Source organism: Burkholderia sp. BCC1996, from assembly GCF_905339955.1.
Lineage (GTDB): Bacteria > Pseudomonadota > Gammaproteobacteria > Burkholderiales > Burkholderiaceae > Burkholderia.
Genome location: NZ_CAJPHM010000019.1, coordinates 105107 through 123051 on the forward strand (window position 1 = coordinate 105107; position 17945 = coordinate 123051).

A 17945-nucleotide genomic window follows, 5' to 3' on the forward strand; every position below is an offset into this window, starting at 1 on the left:
GTGGAGTGGGGATCGGGCCCGCAGCACGGGCCGGCTGAACCGGGCCATTGTACAAAGGCTTGCGGCCGCGTGCCGCGCGAACTTTTTACCGGTTCCGGCAGTCCGCGTATTATCGGCATCCCGTGCAGTTCGCGCGGTGCGACGAACGGGTGACGGATCGACGAGGATCGACATGAAACATGAATGGATTCAACGCGGTGCGGGCTGGGCGGCGGCGCTGTGCGTGGCGCTGCTGACGGGCTGCACCAGCTACGTGACGACACAGGTCACGGCCTTCTCCGACTGGAGCGGCAGCGACGCGACGCGCACTTACGCCTTCACGCGCAGCGACGCGCACAAGCACAGCATCGAGCAGTCGACCTACGAGCCGATCGTCGCGAACGAACTGTCCGCGTATGCGTTCCGCCAGGTGCCGGCCGCGCAGGCACGCTATCTGGTCGGGCTGGCCTACGGGGTCGGCAGCGATCTGGTGACGGTGCCGCAGCCGGTCTACTACGACCCGTGGTTCATGGGGCCGGGGCCGTACTGGCGGGGCGGGCCGTGGGGCCCGTGGGGGCCCTGGGGGCCGATGCCGGCCGGCTACGTCGCGCAGACCTACCAGGTGTTCGACTACACGCTCGGCATCCGGATCACCGAGCGCGCGACCGGCAAGGAGGTCTATAACGTGACCGCGCGCACCACGGGCGACAACGGCGCGCTGCTGTATGCGATGCCGTTTCTCGCGCGCAGCGCGCTCGCCGATTTCCCGTTGTCGAACGGGGCGATCCGCACGGTGCGGCTGCCGGTCGACAAGCGCGGCGGGCCGGCCGCGCCGGCCACCAACGAGCGCGTGGTGCCGGCGGCGCCGGCATCGGGTGCGGCGGTCGCGAAGTAACGCGGTATCGACACCGGCGCGGCCGCCCGGCCGCGCCACTTGCCTGCGTGCGTCAGACGCCGACGCCCAGCAGCGCCAGCGCCCCCAGCACGACGAACAGCACGGCCGCGATGCCGTGCACCAGCTTGGTCGGCAGGCGGTGCGCGAAACGGTCGCCCAGCAGGATCGCGGGTACGTTCGCCAGCGTCATCCCGAAGGTCGTGCCGGCCACCACGCCGATGTAATCCTGGAAGCGCGCGGCGAGCGCGACGGTCGCGATCTGCGTCTTGTCGCCCATTTCCGCGAGGAAGAACGCGACGAGCGTCGCGCCGAACACGCCGAGCCGCGAGCGGTTCGCATTGGCTTCGTCCGCATCGAGCTTGTCCGGCACGAGGATCCACAAGCCCATCGCGATGAACGAGAACGCGAGCGCCCAGCGCATGATCGACGGCGTGACGAGAATGCCGAGCCATTCGCCGAGCGCACCGGCGAAGCCGTGGTTCACGACCGTCGCAACCAGCACGCCGAGAATGATCGGCACGGGCTTGCGATAGCGCGCGGCCAGCACGAGGGACAGCAGTTGGGTCTTGTCGCCGATTTCAGCGAGGGCGACGGCGCCGGTGGAGATCAGGAATGCTTGGGACACGTATGGGGTTCCACGGGCCGATGTTGTGCGTGCGAGCGACGATCCGCCGCGCGCCGGGCCCTGATGCGGCGCGCAGTGAACCATCGGTCTCGCCAGGCCTTGGTGGCTGCGCCCGCCATGGCCGAACGGCCAAGTCTGTTGACGGACGCCTCCGTCACGATGCGCGCCGGGGGCGCGGGACATCGAGCGGAGCGGCTACTCCCCAATGAGCGGCGAATTCTAGCACGGCGCGTGCCGCGCGCGGTGAATTCGACGGCTCCGGCATGCGCCGCAGCGCATGCCGGAGCAGGGTGGGGCTCAGGTGCGCCGGTTACGCGGCGGCGCGGCGTGCGGCACCGCGCTCGTGCACGAGCCGGCCGGCCGCGTACGTGCGGTACACGGCGCGGTCGTCGCCGAGCAGCGCGAATGCGAACAGCAGTTCCTCGAGCGACTCCGCGCGCTTCGTGCGGCGTGCGAGCAGCGGCGTGGCCCGCGGGTCGAGCACGACGAAGTCGGCTTCGGTGCGCGGCGCGAGCGTGCCGACCGTGTCGGCGAGATCGAGCGCCTGCGCGGCGCCGGCCGTCGCGAGCCAGAACATCCGCGTCGCGCTCAGGTGGTGGCCCGACAGCCGCGCCACCTTGTGCGCCTCGTTCATCGTCTGCAGCATCGAGAACGACGTGCCGCCGCCGACGTCGGTGGCGAGCGTGACGGGCACGTCGTATTCGCCGGCCTTGTCGAAGTCGAACAGCCCGCTGCCGAGGAAGAAGTTCGACGTCGGGCAGTGCGCGACGACGGTGCGCGTCTCGGCCATCCGGCGACGGTCCTCGTCGTCGAGATGGATGCAGTGGCCGTACACCGCGCGCGGGCGCAGCAGCCCGTAACGATCGTAGATGTCGAGATAGCTGCGGTGGCCCGGGAACAGCTCGGCCGCCCATTTCACTTCGTCGACGTTTTCCGCGACGTGGCTCTGCACGAACACGTCCGGATGGCGGCGCGCGAGTTCGCTGCACGCCTCGAGCTGCGCCTCGGTGGAGGTCGGCGCGAAGCGCGGCGTGAGCGCGTACATCTGACGGCCCTTGCCGTGCCAGCGGCCGATCAGCTCGGCGCTGTCGTCATAGCCCGATTGCGCGGTGTCGCGCAGGAACTCGGGGCAGTTGCGGTCCATCAGCACCTTGCCCGCGATCATCCGCAGGTCGCGCGCATCGCTCGCCGCGAACAGCGCGTCGGCCGACTGCTTGTGCACGGTGCAGTAGACGAGCGCGCTCGTCGTGCCGCACGCGAGCAATTCGTCGACGAAGAAGTCGGCGACTTCGCGCGCGTGCTCCGGATCGCCGAACTGGCGCTCGGTCGGGAACGTGTACTTGTCGAGCCACGGCAGCAGGCCGGGGGCCGGCGACGCGATCATGTCCGTCTGCGGATAGTGGATGTGCGTATCGATGAAGCCGGGCACGATCAGCTTGTCGCGCAGGTCGTGGACGACCGCGTCGCGCGCGAGCGTCGCGGCCAGCCGTGCATGCGGGCCGGCCGCGACGACCTTGCCGTCGTCGACGATCAGGAGGCCGTCGGTCTCGTGGTTCGCGGCCTGGCTCGACTGCGCCGGGTCGCCGTTGAAGGTCAGCAGCTGGGAACGGAAAGCGGTTTGCGTCATGACGAAGGGTCCTGCATCAAGGTAAGGCGAACAGAAGAAAACGGTCGGTGCCGCGCGGGCGACGACGCGGCGGGGGCGGCCCGGGCGTGCGCGATGCGGCGAGCCGCGCAGGCGGCGGCGCGGACTGCGATCGCGTACGCAAGCGCGGCGGCCGTCGCCGCGATGGCCGACGTACCGGCGGACAGCGCCGCCATCGCGATGGCGATCGCGATCACGGCGACCGGCTCGCCGGCGAGCAGCATCGCGAGCCGCAACAGTCGTTGCACGACGCGCAGCGGCAGGCTGCGGCGCGCGACGATGCACAACACCGTCGCCACGCGTACGACGGACGCGATGCCGGCCTGCGTGCCCGGCGCACGCAGGCGGCCGGTGCGGCACAACGCCGGGCCGGTCGTCGCGAAGCGGATGTCGTTGCGGTGTTTCATCTGTCTAGCGAACCTCGATGCCGGCCGTCACGCGGCCTGCCAGTACGAATCGAGACGTTCAATCAGCGCATCGCGCTGCGCGGCGTCGACGAACGACGCCTCGAAGCCGTTGCGAATCACCGCGTGCACTTCGGCGTCCGCCAGCTGCAGCCCGTCGACCGTCGCGAAGTAGTTGTCATTGACGTAGCCGCCGAAATAGGCCGGATCGTCGGAGTTGATCGTCACCGCGACGCCGCGATCGAGCAGCGCCTTCAGCGTGTGCTTCGCCATGTCGTCGAACACGCACAGCTTCAGGTTCGACAGCGGACATACGGTCAGCGCCGTGCGCGTGCGCGCGAGGCGTTCGACGAGCGCCGCATCCTCGATGCTGCGCACGCCGTGGTCGATCCGGTCGACCTTCAGCACGTCGAGCGCTTCGTAGATATAGGCGGGCGGGCCTTCCTCGCCCGCATGCGCGACGAGCTTCAGCCCGAGCGCGCGCGCCTTCTCGAACACGCGCGCGAACTTCGTCGGCGGATGGCCGAGTTCGGACGAGTCGAGCCCGACGCCGATCAGCCGATGGCGATAGCGTTCGAACAGCGGCAGCGCGGCGTCGAACGTCGCGAGCGCATCTTCTTCCGGCAGGTGGCGCAGGAAACACAGGATCAGCTTGCTCGACAGCCCGCGCTGCTCGGCATCGGCGAGCGCGCGGTCGATGCCGGCCACCACCGTCTCGATCGGCACGCCGCGTTCGGTGTGCGTCTGCGGGTCGAAGAACAGCTCGGTGTGGACGACGTTGTCGGCGAGCGCGCGTTCGCAGTACGCGGCCGTCATGTCGTAGAAATCCTGCTCGGTCAGCAGCACGCTCGCGCCGGCGTAATAGATGTCGAGGAACGACTGCAGGTCGGTGAACGCGTATGCGGCACGCAGTGCGTCGATCGATTCGTACGCGAGCTTCACGCCGTTGCGCTGCGCGAGCGCGAAAATCAGTTCGGGCTCGAGCGAGCCTTCGATATGGATGTGCAGCTCCGCTTTCGGAGCGCGGGCGATCTTGTCCTTGAATGTCGGGGTCATGGCGTTGTTCTTGGTCGGTCAGAATGTTGGGGAAGCCTGCACGGGTGCGTTCGCCTCGACGGCCTGCAGCAACTGCGCGGCCACCGAGATCGCGATCACTTCGGGTGCCTTGTCGATGATGCCTTCGACGCCGATCGGGCAGCGCATCCGCGCGACCTGGGCCGGGTCGATGCCGATCGCCGCCAGCCGATGATCGAACTGCGCGCGCTTGGTGTGCGAGCCGGTCATCCCGAAGTATGCATAGTCGCCGCGCCGCAGGATGCGCTCGGCCAGCATGAAATCGAGTGCGTGGTCGTGCGTCATCACGACGAAGTACGCGTGCGGCGGCGCCGTGTCGACGGCATCGGCCGGGCTGGCAAGCGCGTCGATCGCGAGATTGCCGATCCCGGCGAGTGCCTCGGCCGGCGGGAACACCGCATCGGGGCCGTCGATCCAGCGCACGTGGCACGGCAGCGTCGCCAGCACCTTCACGAGCGCGGTGCCGATGTGCCCGGCGCCGAACAGCACGACGGGGAACGCATATGGCGCGATCGTTTCGGTCATCAACGCTACACCGCCGGTTTCCCACAGCAGGCAATCGGCACGCGCGGCCGGCGATTCGGGCTCGCTCAGCAGCGGCGCGCCCGGCGAGGGGCCGAATGATACGCTACGCACGGTCGCGGCGCCGGCCGCGACGCGCTTCGCGAGCGACATGATCCAGCCGAGGTCGCCGACGTCGAGCCGCTCGAACGCGAGCACGACCGCGCCCCCGCAGCACTGGCCGAGGCTCGGGCCGAGCGCGAGCCGTTCGAGCCGGCGCGCATGGGGCACGTGCGCGCCGTCCTTCAGCAGGTGCCGCGCGATCTCGATCGCCTTCCATTCCAGATGACCGCCGCCGATCGTATGGCGGGCCGTGTCGCGCGTGACGAGCATCTTGGTGCCGGCCTCGCGCGGCGCGGAGCCGTCGGTATGCGCGACCGTCACGAGCACGGCCGCTTCGCCGTGTGCGAGCAGTTGCTGCAGATCGCCGAGCCAGGCTTCCATCAGCACGCTCCGTTCCGGACGATTCGGCACGACGCGCGGCGCGGGCTGGCGGGCGCGGCGGCAACGAGGACGGACGGGAGCGAGGCGGGCCGGCCGCACGACGGGTTCAGTGCGGTGGCCGTGCGCCGAAGGCGCACGCGAACGACGCCGCGCAACGTGCGGACGCCATGAGGGTGACGGATGCGGATGGTTTGCGTTGTCATGATGAATCCAGTCGACATTGCGGATCGGGCGCGCGTTACGCAGGAGGTGAGACCGCCTGGCCTCGCGCACGTAGATCGCCATCCAGTCGTGAAGATAGCACCGCAAGGCGGCGGGAACATTGCCGGGCGGTGATCCGGGCTATCAGACGGCGATCATGTCGATCATAGGCCCGCCGCGCGGGATCCGGGCGCCGATGCGCGGGCGTCGGGCCGAAACGCATGTGTGGCGGGGCGTGCGCGCGGATCTCGTGCGACGCGCGTTCGCCCGTGAATCGGGACGGCGGCGGGGATAGGTGTTTACGCGCGGCCGGCAGGGTGCGGCCGCATCGGGGTCGCGCCGGTGTCGTGGGCCGAGCCGGACGAAGCGGCCACGCGGCCACGCGGCCACGTGGCCTCGACCGGTCGGCCGGTTCGCGCGGCGCGGCCGGTCAGCCCGCCAGCTTGCGGCGATGGCGCCAGAGGCTCGAGGCGACGGCAATCAGGATCACGGCGAAGCCGATCAGCGCCCAGCCGGGCAGCAGGATCCCGAAGATCGGCGGGTAGACCGTCTCGCACAGGCCGGCAACCTTGAACATGCCGGGGAACCACTGGGCGGGCGGCAGGCTGTCGACGATCGGCTGCAGCGTGTCGAAGCCGCAGCTGAAGCCCGGATTCATCTGGATCGACAGATGCCGCGCGGCGGTGCCGACGCCGCCGGCCGCGGCGATCGCGATCAGCAGCTCGAGCACCCAGATGCCGCGCCAGTTGCGCATCCCCGCGGCCAGGAACGCGAAGATCCCGATCGCCGCGAAGAAGTAGCGCTGGATGATGCACAGCGGACACGGATCTTCGTTCTTCACGTACTGCAGATACAGCGCGCCGGCCAGCAGGGCGATGCACACCCAGCCGAGCAGCATCAGCAGGCGGCGTTCACGGCGGAGTGCGAGCGTGGAGTCGTTCATGTCGGCGGGATTCCTGTCGTTGGTCGGTCCGATAAACAATCGCGCGATTTTAGCGCGAACGATCTGGCACGAAACTGACGGCGCGCGTGCGGCACCCGGCCGCCGTCGCTTCGTCCGGTCCATAGCCCGCCGTCATGCCGCGCGGGCGGTCACCGGATCGTGTTCAGCACGGCCTCGACCGCCTGGCCGATCGCGAGCAGCGCGTCGTCGCGATGCGGCGCGGCCGCCAGCATCAGGCCGACCGGCGCCGCGTCGCGCGGATGGCACGGCAGCGACAGCGCGCATGCGTCGAGGAAGTTGAAGGCGCTCGGATTGCGCAGGATCAGCGCATTGGTGCGCGTGAACGCGGCGTCGTCCGCTTCGAGTTCGGCGATGCGCGGCGGCACGACCGGCACCGTCGGCGCGACGAGTGCGTCGAAGCGCGACCAGACGGTGTGTGCCGCTTCTTCCAGCATCGCGTGGCGGGCGGCGAGCAGGTCGAGATAGTCGGCCGCGCTCGCCGGCTCGCCCTTCAGGATGCGCGACAGCACGCGCGGGTCGTATTGGTCGCGGTGCTGCGCGAGCAGCGGGCGATGCCACGCGTACGCCTCGATCGGCGAGAAGCCGAAGCGGTTGATGTCCGGCAGCCGGTCGAGCGCGGAAAAGCGCACTTCAGTGACGATCGCGCCCGCGGCTTCGAGGTGCTTCAGCGATGCGTCGAGCGCGGCGGCGACGTCGGCGTCGACGCCGTCGGTCACGTAATTGGTCAGCACGCCGAGCCGCACGCCTTCGAGCGGCCGCGCGGCCGGCACGTGCGGTTCGAGGCCCGCGAGCATCCGGTCGACGAGTGCGCAGCAGGCAACCGTCAGGCCGATCGGGCCGAACGAGTCGAGCGTGGTCGACAGCGGCACGCCGCCTTGCGTCGGGATCCGGCTCGCGGTCGGCTTGAAGCCGGTCAGCCCGCACAGGGCGGCCGGAATGCGGATCGAGCCGCCGGTGTCGGTGCCGAGCGCGACGGCGGCCATCCCGTCGGCGACGGACGCGGCCGCGCCCGACGACGAGCCGCCGGAAATCCGTGCATCGCCCGGCACGTCGCGGTGGTACGGCGAGCGCGGATTGCCGAAGTGCGGATTCAGCCCGAGCCCCGAGAACGCGAACTCGCTCATGTTGGTGCGGCCGACCAGCACCGCGCCCGCGCGCTTGAGCCGCGCGACGGCGACCGCGTCGGCCCTGGCGGGCGGCGCCCCGTCGAGCACGCGCGAACCGGCGCGCGTTACCTGGCCCGCGACGTCGAACAGATCCTTCACCGATACGGGGATGCCCGCGAGCGGCGACAGCACGGTGCCCGCGGCACGCAGGCGGTCGTGCGCGTCGGCGGCCGCGCGCGCGTTGTCGGCGTCGACTTCGGTGAAGACGGCGGCACCCTGGCCGGCCGGATCGGCGATCCGGTCGAGCGCGACGTCGACGAGCGCGCGGCTCGTGGTCCGGCCGGCGGCGAGGTCGGCGGCGAGCTGGGCGAGCGGAGGGAAGGGCGTGAAGGTGGTCATGGGCGGCTCAGGGGCGAAGGTGTTGGACAAGGGTGGCGCGAAACGAATCGATGTGGCGTTCGACGGCCGTGCGTGCGCCGGCGGCGTCGCGCGCGGACAGCCGCTCGAACAGTTCGCGGTGTTCGTGCTGGACGTCGGACAGGTGATGCGGCTCGGACAGCGTGACGAACCAGAAGCGCAGCGAGCGTTCGTGCAGCGCGCGCAGGATTTCCGCGAGCACCGTGTTGCGTGCCGCCGCGGCGATCGTCTGATGAAACGCGCGGTCGAGCTCCATCATGCCCTCGACGTCGTGCGAGTCGACGCAGGCCTGGCCGTCGTCGAGCAGCGCGGCCATGCGCGCGAGATCGTCGGGCGTTGCGTGGCGGGCGGCGAGTTCGACGCAATGCGCTTCGTTGATGCGGCGCACGTCGATCACCGCGGCGATGTCGTCGAGCGACAGCGGTTGCACCATCAGCCCCTTGCGCGGCATCACGGACAGCAGCCCTTCGAGCACCAGCCGGTGGACGGCCTGATGGACGGGCGTGCGGCCGATGCCGGTGCGGGCCACGAGGTCGGCTTCGTTGAGCGCGGCGCCCGGCTTCAGGCGCATCGTGATGATGTCGCGCTGGATCAGCGCGTACGCGCGGTCGGCGAGGCTGACCGCCGATGCGGCGGGCCGGTCGTGGAGGGCGTCGGTCAGGGCGTTCATGCAGGCGGGGGCGCGGTGGCCGGACAGGGCGCGGTCATGGCGCGGGCGATCGGGCAACGTGGACGATCCGTGAATATTATTGTGATATATCACTGATGTCCAGTTCGCCCGGACGACCTTCGATACCATCGAATGGAGGCCGGTGGCACGTCCGGCGGGGGATGCGACGACTTGCAACAATTTCGACAGGATGTTGCAGGTTTACCGCGCGATCGTGCACTGAAGCATAATGAATCCTCGTCAATCCAATACGCGCGAGCGACGTACCAGACCATCGTCATGAGCGAAAACACGCCTTCCCCGGCCGGTCTGCCCGGCACTTCTTCCGCTTCCACCGATTCCCCCCGTTCCGGTCCGGCGCCCACGCCGGAGGCGCCCGCCACGCAGGCTGCCGCTGCGCAGGTCGCCGCGGCGAATGGCGCAGCGCCGGTCGCGGCGGCGTCCGAGCCGGGCGCCGCGGGCACGACGGCCGCTGCCGAAGGCAGTGCAGCGCCGCCGAAACCCGGTGCAGCGCCGCCCGGTTTCGGCGCGCAGCCGGATTTCGACACGCCGCGCCCGCCGCCCGCGAGCGCGCAGAACGTGCCGCCGGCTTATCTGAAGCAAAGCGACACGCCGTGGTCGGTATTCGGCCGGATCATCGCGGCGCGCGCACGCCGGATGTTCGATCGCGCCGGCCAGCGGATCACGCAGCGCACGCTGCGCATCGGCGTGTCGGCGCGGATCTTCCATCCGGAGCCCGGCGCGAAGGGGCTGCGCGGCAAGACGCTGCAGTATCTCGAGGAATCGATCGCGCACTGGGTGATGTCGCGCGACGTGCTCGTGTTCATGATCCCGACCGTCGGTCACCAGGGCATGCTGCATCCGAGCAACATCCGCCTGCGCGACTACGCGAAGCATCTCGACGGCCTGCTGCTGCAAGGCGGCGCCGACGTGTCGCCGCAAACGTACGCGGCGTCGGACGCGCGCCCCGAATGGCCGGGCGATCGCGTGCGCGACATGTACGAGCTCGAGCTGTTTCACGAGTTCGTCGAGTCCGGCAAGCCGGTGCTCGGCGTGTGCCGCGGTTGCCAGCTGATCAACGTCGCGTTCGGCGGGTCGCTGTACCAGGACATCGCGACCGACGTACCGACCGCGAACGCGCACGTGAGCGAGCATTACGACCAGCATCGCCACGCGATCCGCTTCCCGGACTCGTCGACGCTGGCGAGCATGTTTCCCGGGCGCAGCGAAGCGATCGTGAACTCGATCCACCATCAGGCGATCCGCGATCTCGGCCGCGATCTGAACATCGAGGCCGTGTCGGCCGGCGACGGGATCATCGAAGGCATTCGCTACCGGCGCGCGCCGTTCGTCGTCGGCGTGCAATGGCACCCGGAGTTTCATCGCGCGGGCGGCGCCGAACTGCTCGACTGCACGCCGCTGCTCGATGCATTCCTGCGCGCGGCACGCGAAACGCGCCTGTAGCCGGCGTTTGCAGTACCGAGCAGGAAGGCCGGCCGCATCCCGTTAAATTCGAGATGCGGCCGTTTCGTTTTGAACGATAATCGCGACTCTCGATTCGTTCGCCGGAGTCTGACGTTGGCCTTCCGAGATTTTTCCCCTGCCCGATGCGCAACGTGGATCGTTGCGCTGGCCGCCTGCGTGCACGCGGGCGCGGCGTGGTCCGTCGACGCGACCGCGCCGGTCGCGGGCTCGCGCCCCGCGGTGACGAGCCTGCGCGGCGATGCCGCGCAGGCGGCTTCTCCTTCCGACGCGTCCGCTGCCTCCGCGACGGATGCGACCGCGCAAGGCAACGTCGCCGAGCTCACGCAGATGCTGCACGACGGGCGAATCGTCGAGATGCGCACCACCTACAACGGCAGCTACGGCGCGAGCCTGATGTTCGATCCGCGCGAGATGACGTATTACGTCGCGCTGTTCCAGGACAAGCATCTGTGGCGCGTGGTCAAGTCGCAGGAGAAGACCCGCGCGGAAATGGTGTACGCGAACTTCGTCCAGCAGACGACGCAACTCGCGGACGTCGAAATCCGCCGCACCGAACTGCAGGCGCAGAAGGCGTTTCTCGAACGCGTGATCGCGCTGCAGGCGAATCGTGCGCAGCAACTGCAGGCCGACCTGAGCGTCGCGCGCAGCCAGCAGGCCGAGGTCGCGCAGCGGCAGAAGTCGGCGCATGAACAGGCGCAGGCGCTGCAGGTCGAGAAGCGGGCGGCGCAGCTGCAGTTGCGCGACCTGCAGGAGCAGGTACGGCAACTCGAGCGGCAGGCCGAAACTGGGTTGCCCGCGCACAAGTGACGAGCGGCCGGCCCGACGGACCGGTCGACGAACGAAAACCCGGCGCAGCGTGCTTCGCCGGGTTTTTTATTGCCCGCGCGTCAGCGGGTGAGCGTGGTGGGTGTGTCGGTCAGGCGGCGGTGGGACAGGTGCGTCGTCCAGTCGAAACCGGCGGCGGGCGCAGCGGTTGTTCGAGCCGGGCGTTCGGCGTGCAGCGCGTTCGCCATCGCGATCCGCGTGAGCGGATCGTCGAGCGAAGCGTGCTGGTCGTGCCGGGTGTCCGGAACCGGTAGTGAACCGGCGCGACCAGGTATTGGCATGCGCGATGCGACGTGCGCGATCGATGGGCGGCCGGCGAACCGCGGCGCGGAAGGCGGGTGGACTTGCGCGGCTGTGGCGTGCGTGCCGTTCGGTCGATTCGGCGACGGTGCCGCCGCGGTGGCGGCGCGTCGTACGTCCGGCGCGGCGTTGGCGTCGGCGAGTCGCGGCGACGGCGCGAGCGCAGCGTCGCGTGCGGGCTGCGACGATGTGATAGGTGTACTGGCAACGGCCCGCGCCGAGTGGTGCCGTGCCGGCGTGATGGCCGTGGCGGGCTCGGCCCCGGCGTTCCGCACTCGACCCGTGAATTCCGTCGCGTGCTCCGGCACGGCGCTGGCGATTTGCATTACCGGCGAACGCGCGACATCCGGAAACGGTTCGTGGGCGACGATCAGCCCGCCGATGATCGCGAGTGCGCCGATGCTCCAGCAGGCGGCATGCCGTGCCCGCCGGTCGTGTGCTGGATTGACGGCACGTGCGATGTGCCGATGCCGACCGGCGGCGCCGGCCGCCACGGCCGGTACGCCCGCTGACGACGGCTGTACGGCGGCCAGCGGTTGCCAGCGGCAGGTGCGATGCGGCGCGTCGACGTCGATGCACGAAGTCGTCAACGTTGCCACGCAGCGGATGTCGGAGCGGCTGCCGGACGCGGCGCCGAACCGCCATTCGCGGCCGAACGGCGGCACGCCGTCGAGCGGCGCGACGCGAGGGCGGGCGATCGAGCCTTCGACGGAAACGAGGGGCGATGGAATCATGAGGGCGGTACGCGGTGCGACGCGGGCCGCGTGGCCGGCCGCGGCGCGGAGTGCGTCGCAAATCGTGACATTGTGGTCAGGCGATCGCGATCGGTCGATCGGATCAATCTGATTTTGATGCGCCTTTCGCGGCGATTCGTACGAGCCGGACGCGGCGTCCGCAACGCCGGCCCGGTACAAGGCAATTGTCGGCTTCGCGTGTCATCATTCGCCAACCATGCCGGCATGCGCATCGTTGCGCGCGGCGCCGCCGGCTGGCAGCGATGCCCGTGCGCGCCGGCCCGGCGCGACGCATCGTCGGATCCCCACGGCGCGCAGGTCGCGCCTTCCGAGCCGAGAGAACTCCATGTCCACAGCCACACACGCCGTCGCGCAGGAATCGAAATTCCGTACCGTGTTCCGGGTCGTCAGCGGCAACTTCCTGGAAATGTACGACTTCATGGTCTACGGGTATTACGCGTCGGCCATCGCGAAAACGTACTTTCCGAGCGGCAACGCGTTCGCGTCGCTGATGCTGTCGCTGTCGGTGTTCGGCGCGGGCTTTCTGATGCGCCCGGTCGGCGCGATCGTGCTCGGCGCGTACATCGACCATCACGGCCGCCGCAAGGGGCTGATCCTGACCCTCGGGCTGATGGCGCTCGGCACGCTCACGGTGGCCTCGATACCGGGTTACGCGACGATCGGCGTGCTCGCGCCGGTGCTCGTGCTGCTCGGCCGGCTGCTGCAGGGCTTTTCCGCGGGCGTCGAGCTCGGCGGCGTGTCCGTCTACCTGTCGGAGATCGCGACGAAGGGGCACAAGGGGTTCTATACGTCGTGGCAATCGGGCAGCCAGCAGGTGGCGGTCGTGTTCGCCGCGTTCGTCGGCGTGCTGCTGAACCGCGCGTTGCCGGCCGAGGACATGACCGCGTGGGGTTGGCGCATTCCGTTCCTGATCGGTTGCCTGATCGTTCCGTTCCTGTTCCTGATCCGTCGTTCGCTGAAGGAAACCGACGAATTCCTCGCGAAGCGTCACCGTCCGACGATGGGCGAGATCATGCGCTCGATGCTCGAAAACTGGGGCGTCGTGATCGCCGGCATGGGGATGGTGATCATGACGACGGTGTCGTTCTACATGATCACCGCATACACGCCGACGTTCGGCAAGGAAGTGCTGCACCTGTCGTCGCTCGACGCACTCGTCGTGACCGTCTGCGTCGGCCTGTCCAATCTCGTCTGGCTGCCGCTGTCCGGCGCGTTGTCGGATCGCATCGGCCGCCGCCCGGTGCTGATCGCGTTCACGGTGCTCACGCTGCTGTCGGCCTATCCGGCCGTGCTGTGGCTCGTGGCGGATCCGTCGTTCCTGCGGCTGCTCGCGGTCGAGCTGTGGCTGTCGTTCCTGTACGGCTCGTACAACGGCGCGATGGTCGTCGCGCTGACCGAAGTGATGCCGGCCGATGTGCGCACGGCCGGCTTCTCGCTCGCATACAGCCTCGCGACGACGATCGGCGGGTTCACGCCGGCGATCTCGACGTTGCTGATCCACGAGACCGGCAACAAGGCGGCACCGGGGCTGTGGCTGAGCGTCGCTGCATTCTGCGGATTGATCGCGACGCTCGTGTTGTATCGCACGCGCGAAGCGCGCAACCAGTACAAGTCGGCCTGACGCCGCCTGTATCGCATCACGTCGACTGAAAAAAGGGAGCGCGCCGCGCTCCCTTTTTTTGTCTGCGCTCGGGTATTCAGGCGTCGCGCAGCGCGGCGGCGACCGCCGCCGCCACGTCGAGCCATTGTCCCGGTGCGGACTGGCGGGCGAGCCTCGCTCGCGGATACCACGGACAGTCGTCGCCGGTGAACCAGCGCCAGTCGGGCGCGAACGGCAGCATGATCCACAGCGGCTTGCCGAGCGCGCCCGCGAGGTGCGCGACCGCCGTATCGATCGTGACGACGCCGTCGAGCCGTTCGATCAGCGCTGCCGTGTCGGCGAAGTCGTTCAGCCGCCCGTCGAGGCGATGCATGCGGGGATGCGCGTCGACGCGTGCCCGTTCGTCGTCGTCGAGCGCCGGCTGCAGCACGATCCAGTCGATGTCCGGCAGCGCGAGCAGCGGCGCGAGCGCGTCGAACGGCATCGAGCGGTTTTCCTGTGCCTGCCGGCGACCCGTCCAGGCAAGGCCGAACTTGCGCTTCGACTGGCCGCCCAGCGAGCCGCGAAAGCGCCGCTGCGTGCTGTCCGGCACGTCGAGGTAGCGTGTGCCCGCGACGATGTCGGCCGGCTGCAGGCCGAGCAGGAACGGCAGGCTCATCAGCGTGCATGCGATGTCCGCCGCCGGCGGCTTCGCGGCGCCCTGCGCGACGAGCGTCACGCGCCAGCGTGCCGCGGCCGGTGCGAGCAGCGCGACGAGTTCCGGCTGCACTTCGAGCACGACGCGCGCGCAACGCGCGCGGGCGAGCGGCACGAAGCGGACGAACTGCAGCGTGTCGCCGAAGCCCTGTTCCGCGCGGATCAGCAGCGTGCGCGCGGCAATCGGCTCGCCTTGCCAGCGCGGCAGCGTGCCGAGCGGCGTCGCGCCCGGCGTGTCGTGGCGCGTTTCGTACGCGGGCAGGCCGCGGGCGAAGTCGCCCAGCGTCAGCAGCGTGACGGCGCGGTGCAGCTGCGCGAGTTTCAGGTCGGGGGCGACGCGCAGCGCCTGGTCGAACGCGCGCAGCGCCATCTCGTGCGCGCCGAGTGCGTGATGCGCGTTGCCGAGGTTCAACCACGCGAGACTGAACGACGGATCGAGACCGACCGCGCGTTCGTAGTAGGGCAGCGCTTCGCGCTGGCGTGCCTGCGCGCACAGCGCGTTCGCGAGCCCGAAGAGGGCGAGCGGAAACGGCGGGTGCAGCGCGAGCGCGGCTTCGAATGCGGCGGCGGCTTCGCCATGACGGCCGAGCGCCTCGAGCGTGTTGCCGAGATTGAAATGCGCGGCGACGAAGCGTGGCTGTGCGGCGATCGCCGCCTGGAAATGGGCGATCGCGTCGTCGGCCCGGCCCATCGCGTTCAGCGCCATCGCGAGATTGTTGTGCGCGCCGGCATGCCCGGGCCGCAGCTCGAGCGCGCGATGGAAGGCGGCGAGCGCATCGTCGTGACGGCCGAGCGCATTCAGCGCGTTGCCGAGGTTGTTGTGGATCGATGCGTCGTCCGGTGTGAGCCGAAGTGCGCGGGCAAATGCGTCGACCGCATCTTCGTGGCGCTGCAGTGCCGCATAGGCGTTGCCGAGGTTGTAGTGCGCGAGCGGAAATTCGGGCGCGAGCGTCAGCGCGTTCCGAAAGCGGTCGATCGCTTCGTCGAGCCGGCCGAGCGCCTTCAGCGCGTTGCCGAGATTGAGCTGCAGCGCGGCGTCGTTCGGGCGCAACTCGACCGCACGCCCGACGAGATCGGCCGCCTCGGCATGCTGGCCCTGCTGATGCCGCAGCACGCCGAACAGATGCAGCGCGTCGGCGTCGGCGGGATGGGTGGCGAGTGCGGCGCGATAGCCGTGCTCGGCCTCGGCGAGGCGGCCCGCGCGGTGCGCGGCATACGCTCGGTCGAATGCGGATTCCATGACGCGAAAACTGACGGAAAGCGCGTATTTTCCCACACTGCGCGCGGGCACCCCAGATCGGCCGGTCGGCATATGGCCCCGTCACGCGGAGCGGCGTAGACTTGCACAATCGCGTGTCATCGAGGTTCTCATGGCTGACACACTGCTCGATATCCCGCCGGTGCTGATCGTCGGCGCAGGCCCCACCGGCCTTGCCGCAGCGATGAGTCTCGCGCGCGCCCGCGTGCCGGTGCGCATCATCGACCGGCTGGCCGTGCCCGCGCCGTATTCGCGCGCGATCGGCATCCAGGCACGCACGCTCGAACTGCTGGAGCAGCATCGCGCGGTCGAACCGTTTCTCGCGCTGGGTCATCGTGCCCATGCGGCCGCGCTGCATGCGGACGGCCGCGTGATCGCGCGGCTCGATTTCGATCCGCTGCAAACGCGCTATCCGTATCTGCTGTTTCTCGACCAGAGCATCACCGAGCGGCTGCTCGCCGAGCATCTGGCCGGGTTCGGCGTGACCGTCGAACGCGGCGTCACGCTCACCGCATGCGATGCGGGCGGACCGTCGCTTGACGTGACGATCCGCGATGCCGACGGTCGTGAACAGGCGTTCGCGCCCTCGTACCTGATCGCCGCCGACGGCGCGCACAGCACGGTGCGCCACCTGCTTGGCCTGGGCTTCGCCGGGCATGCGTTCGAGCAGACTTTCCTGCTCGCCGATTTCGCGGCGATACCCGACTGGCCGGACGAGGAGATCCATCTGTTCACGACGCCCGACGGCATCGCGGGGCTGTTTCCGATGGGCGGCGGCCGCTACCGGCTCGTTGCCGACCGGCCGCCCGGCAGCGACGCATCGCCCGACGGACTCACGCCCTCGACTCCGTCGCTCGACGAATGCGAGGCGATCGTGCGCGCGCGCGTCGGTGCGTCGATTGCGCCGAGCGATCTCGCGTGGTCGACGTATTTCCGCCTGCATAGCCGGATGGTCGAGCGACTGCGTCACGGGCGGGTATTCTTCGCGGGCGACGCCGCGCACGTTCACAGCCCGGCGGGCGCGCAGGGCATGAACACGGGCATCCAGGAAGCGTTCAATCTTGGCTGGAAGCTCGCGCGCGTGCTCGGCGCGGGCACGCCGGAGCGCCTGCTCGACACGTATCACGCCGAGCGCCACCCGATCGAGCGTGACGTATTGCGGCAGACCGGCCTCGTCACGCAGATCGTCGAAGCCGACCACGGCGCGATGAAGCTGCTGCGCGATCACGTCGTGCCGCTGCTGGCGTCGTTCGGGCCGGTGCGCGACGCGGTGCGCCGCACCGTCAGCGAGCTCGGCGTGCAATACCGGAAAAGCCCGCTCACGCTCGAACGCGTGCTCGACGGCGGGCCGCGCGCAGGCGAGCGCGCGCCCGACGCGCTCGTGCACGTGGTCGACGGGCCGCTCGGCCGGGCGCCCGGAACCGCGCGGCTATACGACCTGCACGACCCGGCGAGCTTTACGCTGCTGCTGCTCGAGGAACCGGCAGGTGCCGACGCCGGCGAGACGGGCGACGTGCCGCCGATGCCCGCGGATGCGCAGGCGCTTGTGCAGGGCCTGGAGCGGATCATGCCGGGCGCCGTGCGAACATGGCGCGTCGCCGATGCCGAAAGCGACGGCACGGATGGGCTTGCGCAGGTATACGGCCGCTCGAGGCCGTCGTTCTACCTGCTGCGGCCCGACGGCTACATCGCGGTGCGCGGCCGTACCGCCACCGACGCGAACGCGCTGCTGCGCCACTGCGAAAGCTGGTTCGCGGGCATGTCGGTGCCTGCGTAGCGGGGCGCTCAGGCGGAGGCCGCGGCCGGTACGAGCGATGCACGGTGCGCGGCGATCGCGTCGCGCACGATCGGCGCCGCGCGTTGTCCGGCCTCACTCGACGGATCGTCGAGCGCCGCGAGCAATGCACGACGCATCCGCGGTTCCCAGAAGCGCCGGATATGCTCGGCGATCCCGCTCAGCGCTTCTTCGCGATCGGGCATCGATTCGAAGAACGCGCCGATCTGGTTGGCCATGTCGACCAGGTGTCCGTTGTCCATCGCT

16 protein-coding genes and 1 riboswitch are annotated in these 17945 nt (G+C 69.7%); of the genes, 5 read left to right on the forward strand and 11 right to left on the reverse strand.

Annotation, left to right across the window (positions count from 1 at the left end):
• The first annotated feature begins 172 nt into the window (after positions 1 to 172).
• The gene (locus U4Z64_RS25870; protein WP_321821466.1) at positions 173 to 874 is read left to right on the forward strand and encodes a DUF4136 domain-containing protein; all 702 of its coding nucleotides are present in this window, start codon (positions 173 to 175) and stop codon (positions 872 to 874) included.
• 52 nt (positions 875 to 926) lie between these two features.
• Here U4Z64_RS25870 and U4Z64_RS25875 read toward each other — a convergent pair whose 3' ends face one another.
• The 8 genes from U4Z64_RS25875 to U4Z64_RS25910 form a co-directional block, all read right to left on the reverse strand.
• Positions 927 to 1499, reverse strand: coding sequence for a TMEM165/GDT1 family protein (locus U4Z64_RS25875; protein WP_321821467.1), 573 nt, complete (start codon positions 1497 to 1499; stop codon positions 927 to 929).
• A 78-nt stretch (positions 1500 to 1577) separates the two neighbouring features.
• Positions 1578 to 1715, reverse strand: a riboswitch (yybP-ykoY riboswitch).
• Between the two features lie 94 nt (positions 1716 to 1809).
• Entirely contained in the window at positions 1810 to 3126 is a 1317-nt protein-coding gene (gene guaD / locus U4Z64_RS25880) for a guanine deaminase (protein ID WP_321821468.1), read from the reverse strand.
• On the reverse strand, positions 3123 to 3551 hold the full coding sequence (locus U4Z64_RS25885; protein WP_321821469.1) for a hypothetical protein: 429 nt from the start codon (positions 3549 to 3551) through the stop codon (positions 3123 to 3125). The genes guaD and U4Z64_RS25885 overlap by 4 nt, the downstream gene beginning before the upstream one ends.
• Positions 3552 to 3578: 27 nt before the next feature.
• Complete coding sequence (locus tag U4Z64_RS25890; protein ID WP_321821470.1) at positions 3579 to 4604, reverse strand: adenosine deaminase; 1026 nt, start codon at positions 4602 to 4604, stop codon at positions 3579 to 3581.
• A gap of 18 nt (positions 4605 to 4622) precedes the next feature.
• Entirely contained in the window at positions 4623 to 5627 is a 1005-nt protein-coding gene (gene xdhC / locus U4Z64_RS25895; protein WP_124487810.1) for a xanthine dehydrogenase accessory protein XdhC, read from the reverse strand.
• 631 nt (positions 5628 to 6258) lie between these two features.
• Positions 6259 to 6771 carry a disulfide bond formation protein B gene (locus U4Z64_RS25900; protein WP_124487811.1) on the reverse strand — a complete coding sequence of 171 codons (513 nt, stop codon included), beginning with the start codon at positions 6769 to 6771 and terminating at the stop codon, positions 6259 to 6261.
• A 149-nt stretch (positions 6772 to 6920) separates the two neighbouring features.
• Positions 6921 to 8297, reverse strand: coding sequence for an amidase (locus U4Z64_RS25905; protein WP_321821471.1), 1377 nt, complete (start codon positions 8295 to 8297; stop codon positions 6921 to 6923).
• 7 nt (positions 8298 to 8304) lie between these two features.
• Positions 8305 to 8985, reverse strand: coding sequence for a GntR family transcriptional regulator (locus tag U4Z64_RS25910; protein WP_044849232.1), 681 nt, complete (start codon positions 8983 to 8985; stop codon positions 8305 to 8307).
• 279 nt (positions 8986 to 9264) lie between these two features.
• On the opposite strand from U4Z64_RS25910, the gene U4Z64_RS25915 reads away from it, so the two are divergent.
• Both U4Z64_RS25915 and U4Z64_RS25920 read left to right on the forward strand, forming a co-directional pair.
• On the forward strand, positions 9265 to 10449 hold the full coding sequence (locus tag U4Z64_RS25915; RefSeq protein ID WP_044849226.1) for a gamma-glutamyl-gamma-aminobutyrate hydrolase family protein: 1185 nt from the start codon (positions 9265 to 9267) through the stop codon (positions 10447 to 10449).
• 114 nt (positions 10450 to 10563) lie between these two features.
• Positions 10564 to 11277 carry a DUF2968 domain-containing protein gene (locus U4Z64_RS25920; protein WP_044849225.1) on the forward strand — a complete coding sequence of 238 codons (714 nt, stop codon included), beginning with the start codon at positions 10564 to 10566 and terminating at the stop codon, positions 11275 to 11277.
• A gap of 80 nt (positions 11278 to 11357) precedes the next feature.
• Here the strand turns inward: U4Z64_RS25920 and U4Z64_RS25925 are convergent, their stop codons facing one another.
• Positions 11358 to 12509, reverse strand: coding sequence for a hypothetical protein (locus tag U4Z64_RS25925; protein ID WP_321821472.1), 1152 nt, complete (start codon positions 12507 to 12509; stop codon positions 11358 to 11360).
• Positions 12510 to 12675: 166 nt separating this feature from the next.
• On the opposite strand from U4Z64_RS25925, the gene U4Z64_RS25930 reads away from it, so the two are divergent.
• The gene (locus tag U4Z64_RS25930; RefSeq protein WP_321821473.1) at positions 12676 to 13971 is read left to right on the forward strand and encodes an MFS transporter; all 1296 of its coding nucleotides are present in this window, start codon (positions 12676 to 12678) and stop codon (positions 13969 to 13971) included.
• A 76-nt stretch (positions 13972 to 14047) separates the two neighbouring features.
• Here U4Z64_RS25930 and U4Z64_RS25935 read toward each other — a convergent pair whose 3' ends face one another.
• Positions 14048 to 15886: a tetratricopeptide repeat protein gene (locus U4Z64_RS25935; protein ID WP_415750370.1), complete on the reverse strand. Its 1839-nt coding sequence runs from the start codon at positions 15884 to 15886 to the stop codon at positions 14048 to 14050.
• Between the two features lie 130 nt (positions 15887 to 16016).
• Between U4Z64_RS25935 and U4Z64_RS25940 the strand changes: the two genes are divergently transcribed.
• Complete coding sequence (locus U4Z64_RS25940; RefSeq protein ID WP_044844852.1) at positions 16017 to 17681, forward strand: FAD-dependent monooxygenase; 1665 nt, start codon at positions 16017 to 16019, stop codon at positions 17679 to 17681.
• 8 nt (positions 17682 to 17689) lie between these two features.
• On the opposite strand, the gene U4Z64_RS25945 is transcribed toward U4Z64_RS25940, so the two are convergent.
• The gene (locus U4Z64_RS25945; protein WP_124487818.1) at positions 17690 to 17941 is read right to left on the reverse strand and encodes a formate dehydrogenase subunit delta; all 252 of its coding nucleotides are present in this window, start codon (positions 17939 to 17941) and stop codon (positions 17690 to 17692) included.
• Positions 17942 to 17945 lie beyond the last annotated feature (4 nt).

Bases quoted from the DNA above. Each gene is read 5' to 3' on its own strand.
- U4Z64_RS25870 (WP_321821466.1), top strand. From the start codon at position 173: ATGAAACATGAATGGATTCAACGCGGTGCGGGCTGGGCGGCGGCGCTG.
- guaD (WP_321821468.1), bottom strand. From the start codon at position 3,126: ATGACGCAAACCGCTTTCCGTTCCCAGCTGCTGACCTTCAACGGCGAC.
- U4Z64_RS25885 (WP_321821469.1), bottom strand. From the start codon at position 3,551: ATGAAACACCGCAACGACATCCGCTTCGCGACGACCGGCCCGGCGTTG.
- U4Z64_RS25890 (WP_321821470.1), bottom strand. From the start codon at position 4,604: ATGACCCCGACATTCAAGGACAAGATCGCCCGCGCTCCGAAAGCGGAG.
- xdhC (WP_124487810.1), bottom strand. From the start codon at position 5,627: ATGGAAGCCTGGCTCGGCGATCTGCAGCAACTGCTCGCACACGGCGAA.
- U4Z64_RS25900 (WP_124487811.1), bottom strand. From the start codon at position 6,771: ATGAACGACTCCACGCTCGCACTCCGCCGTGAACGCCGCCTGCTGATG.
- U4Z64_RS25905 (WP_321821471.1), bottom strand. From the start codon at position 8,297: ATGACCACCTTCACGCCCTTCCCTCCGCTCGCCCAGCTCGCCGCCGAC.
- U4Z64_RS25910 (WP_044849232.1), bottom strand. From the start codon at position 8,985: ATGAACGCCCTGACCGACGCCCTCCACGACCGGCCCGCCGCATCGGCG.
- U4Z64_RS25915 (WP_044849226.1), top strand. From the start codon at position 9,265: ATGAGCGAAAACACGCCTTCCCCGGCCGGTCTGCCCGGCACTTCTTCC.
- U4Z64_RS25930 (WP_321821473.1), top strand. From the start codon at position 12,676: ATGTCCACAGCCACACACGCCGTCGCGCAGGAATCGAAATTCCGTACC.
- U4Z64_RS25935 (WP_415750370.1), bottom strand. From the start codon at position 15,886: ATGGAATCCGCATTCGACCGAGCGTATGCCGCGCACCGCGCGGGCCGC.
- U4Z64_RS25940 (WP_044844852.1), top strand. From the start codon at position 16,017: ATGGCTGACACACTGCTCGATATCCCGCCGGTGCTGATCGTCGGCGCA.
- U4Z64_RS25945 (WP_124487818.1), bottom strand. From the start codon at position 17,941: ATGGACAACGGACACCTGGTCGACATGGCCAACCAGATCGGCGCGTTC.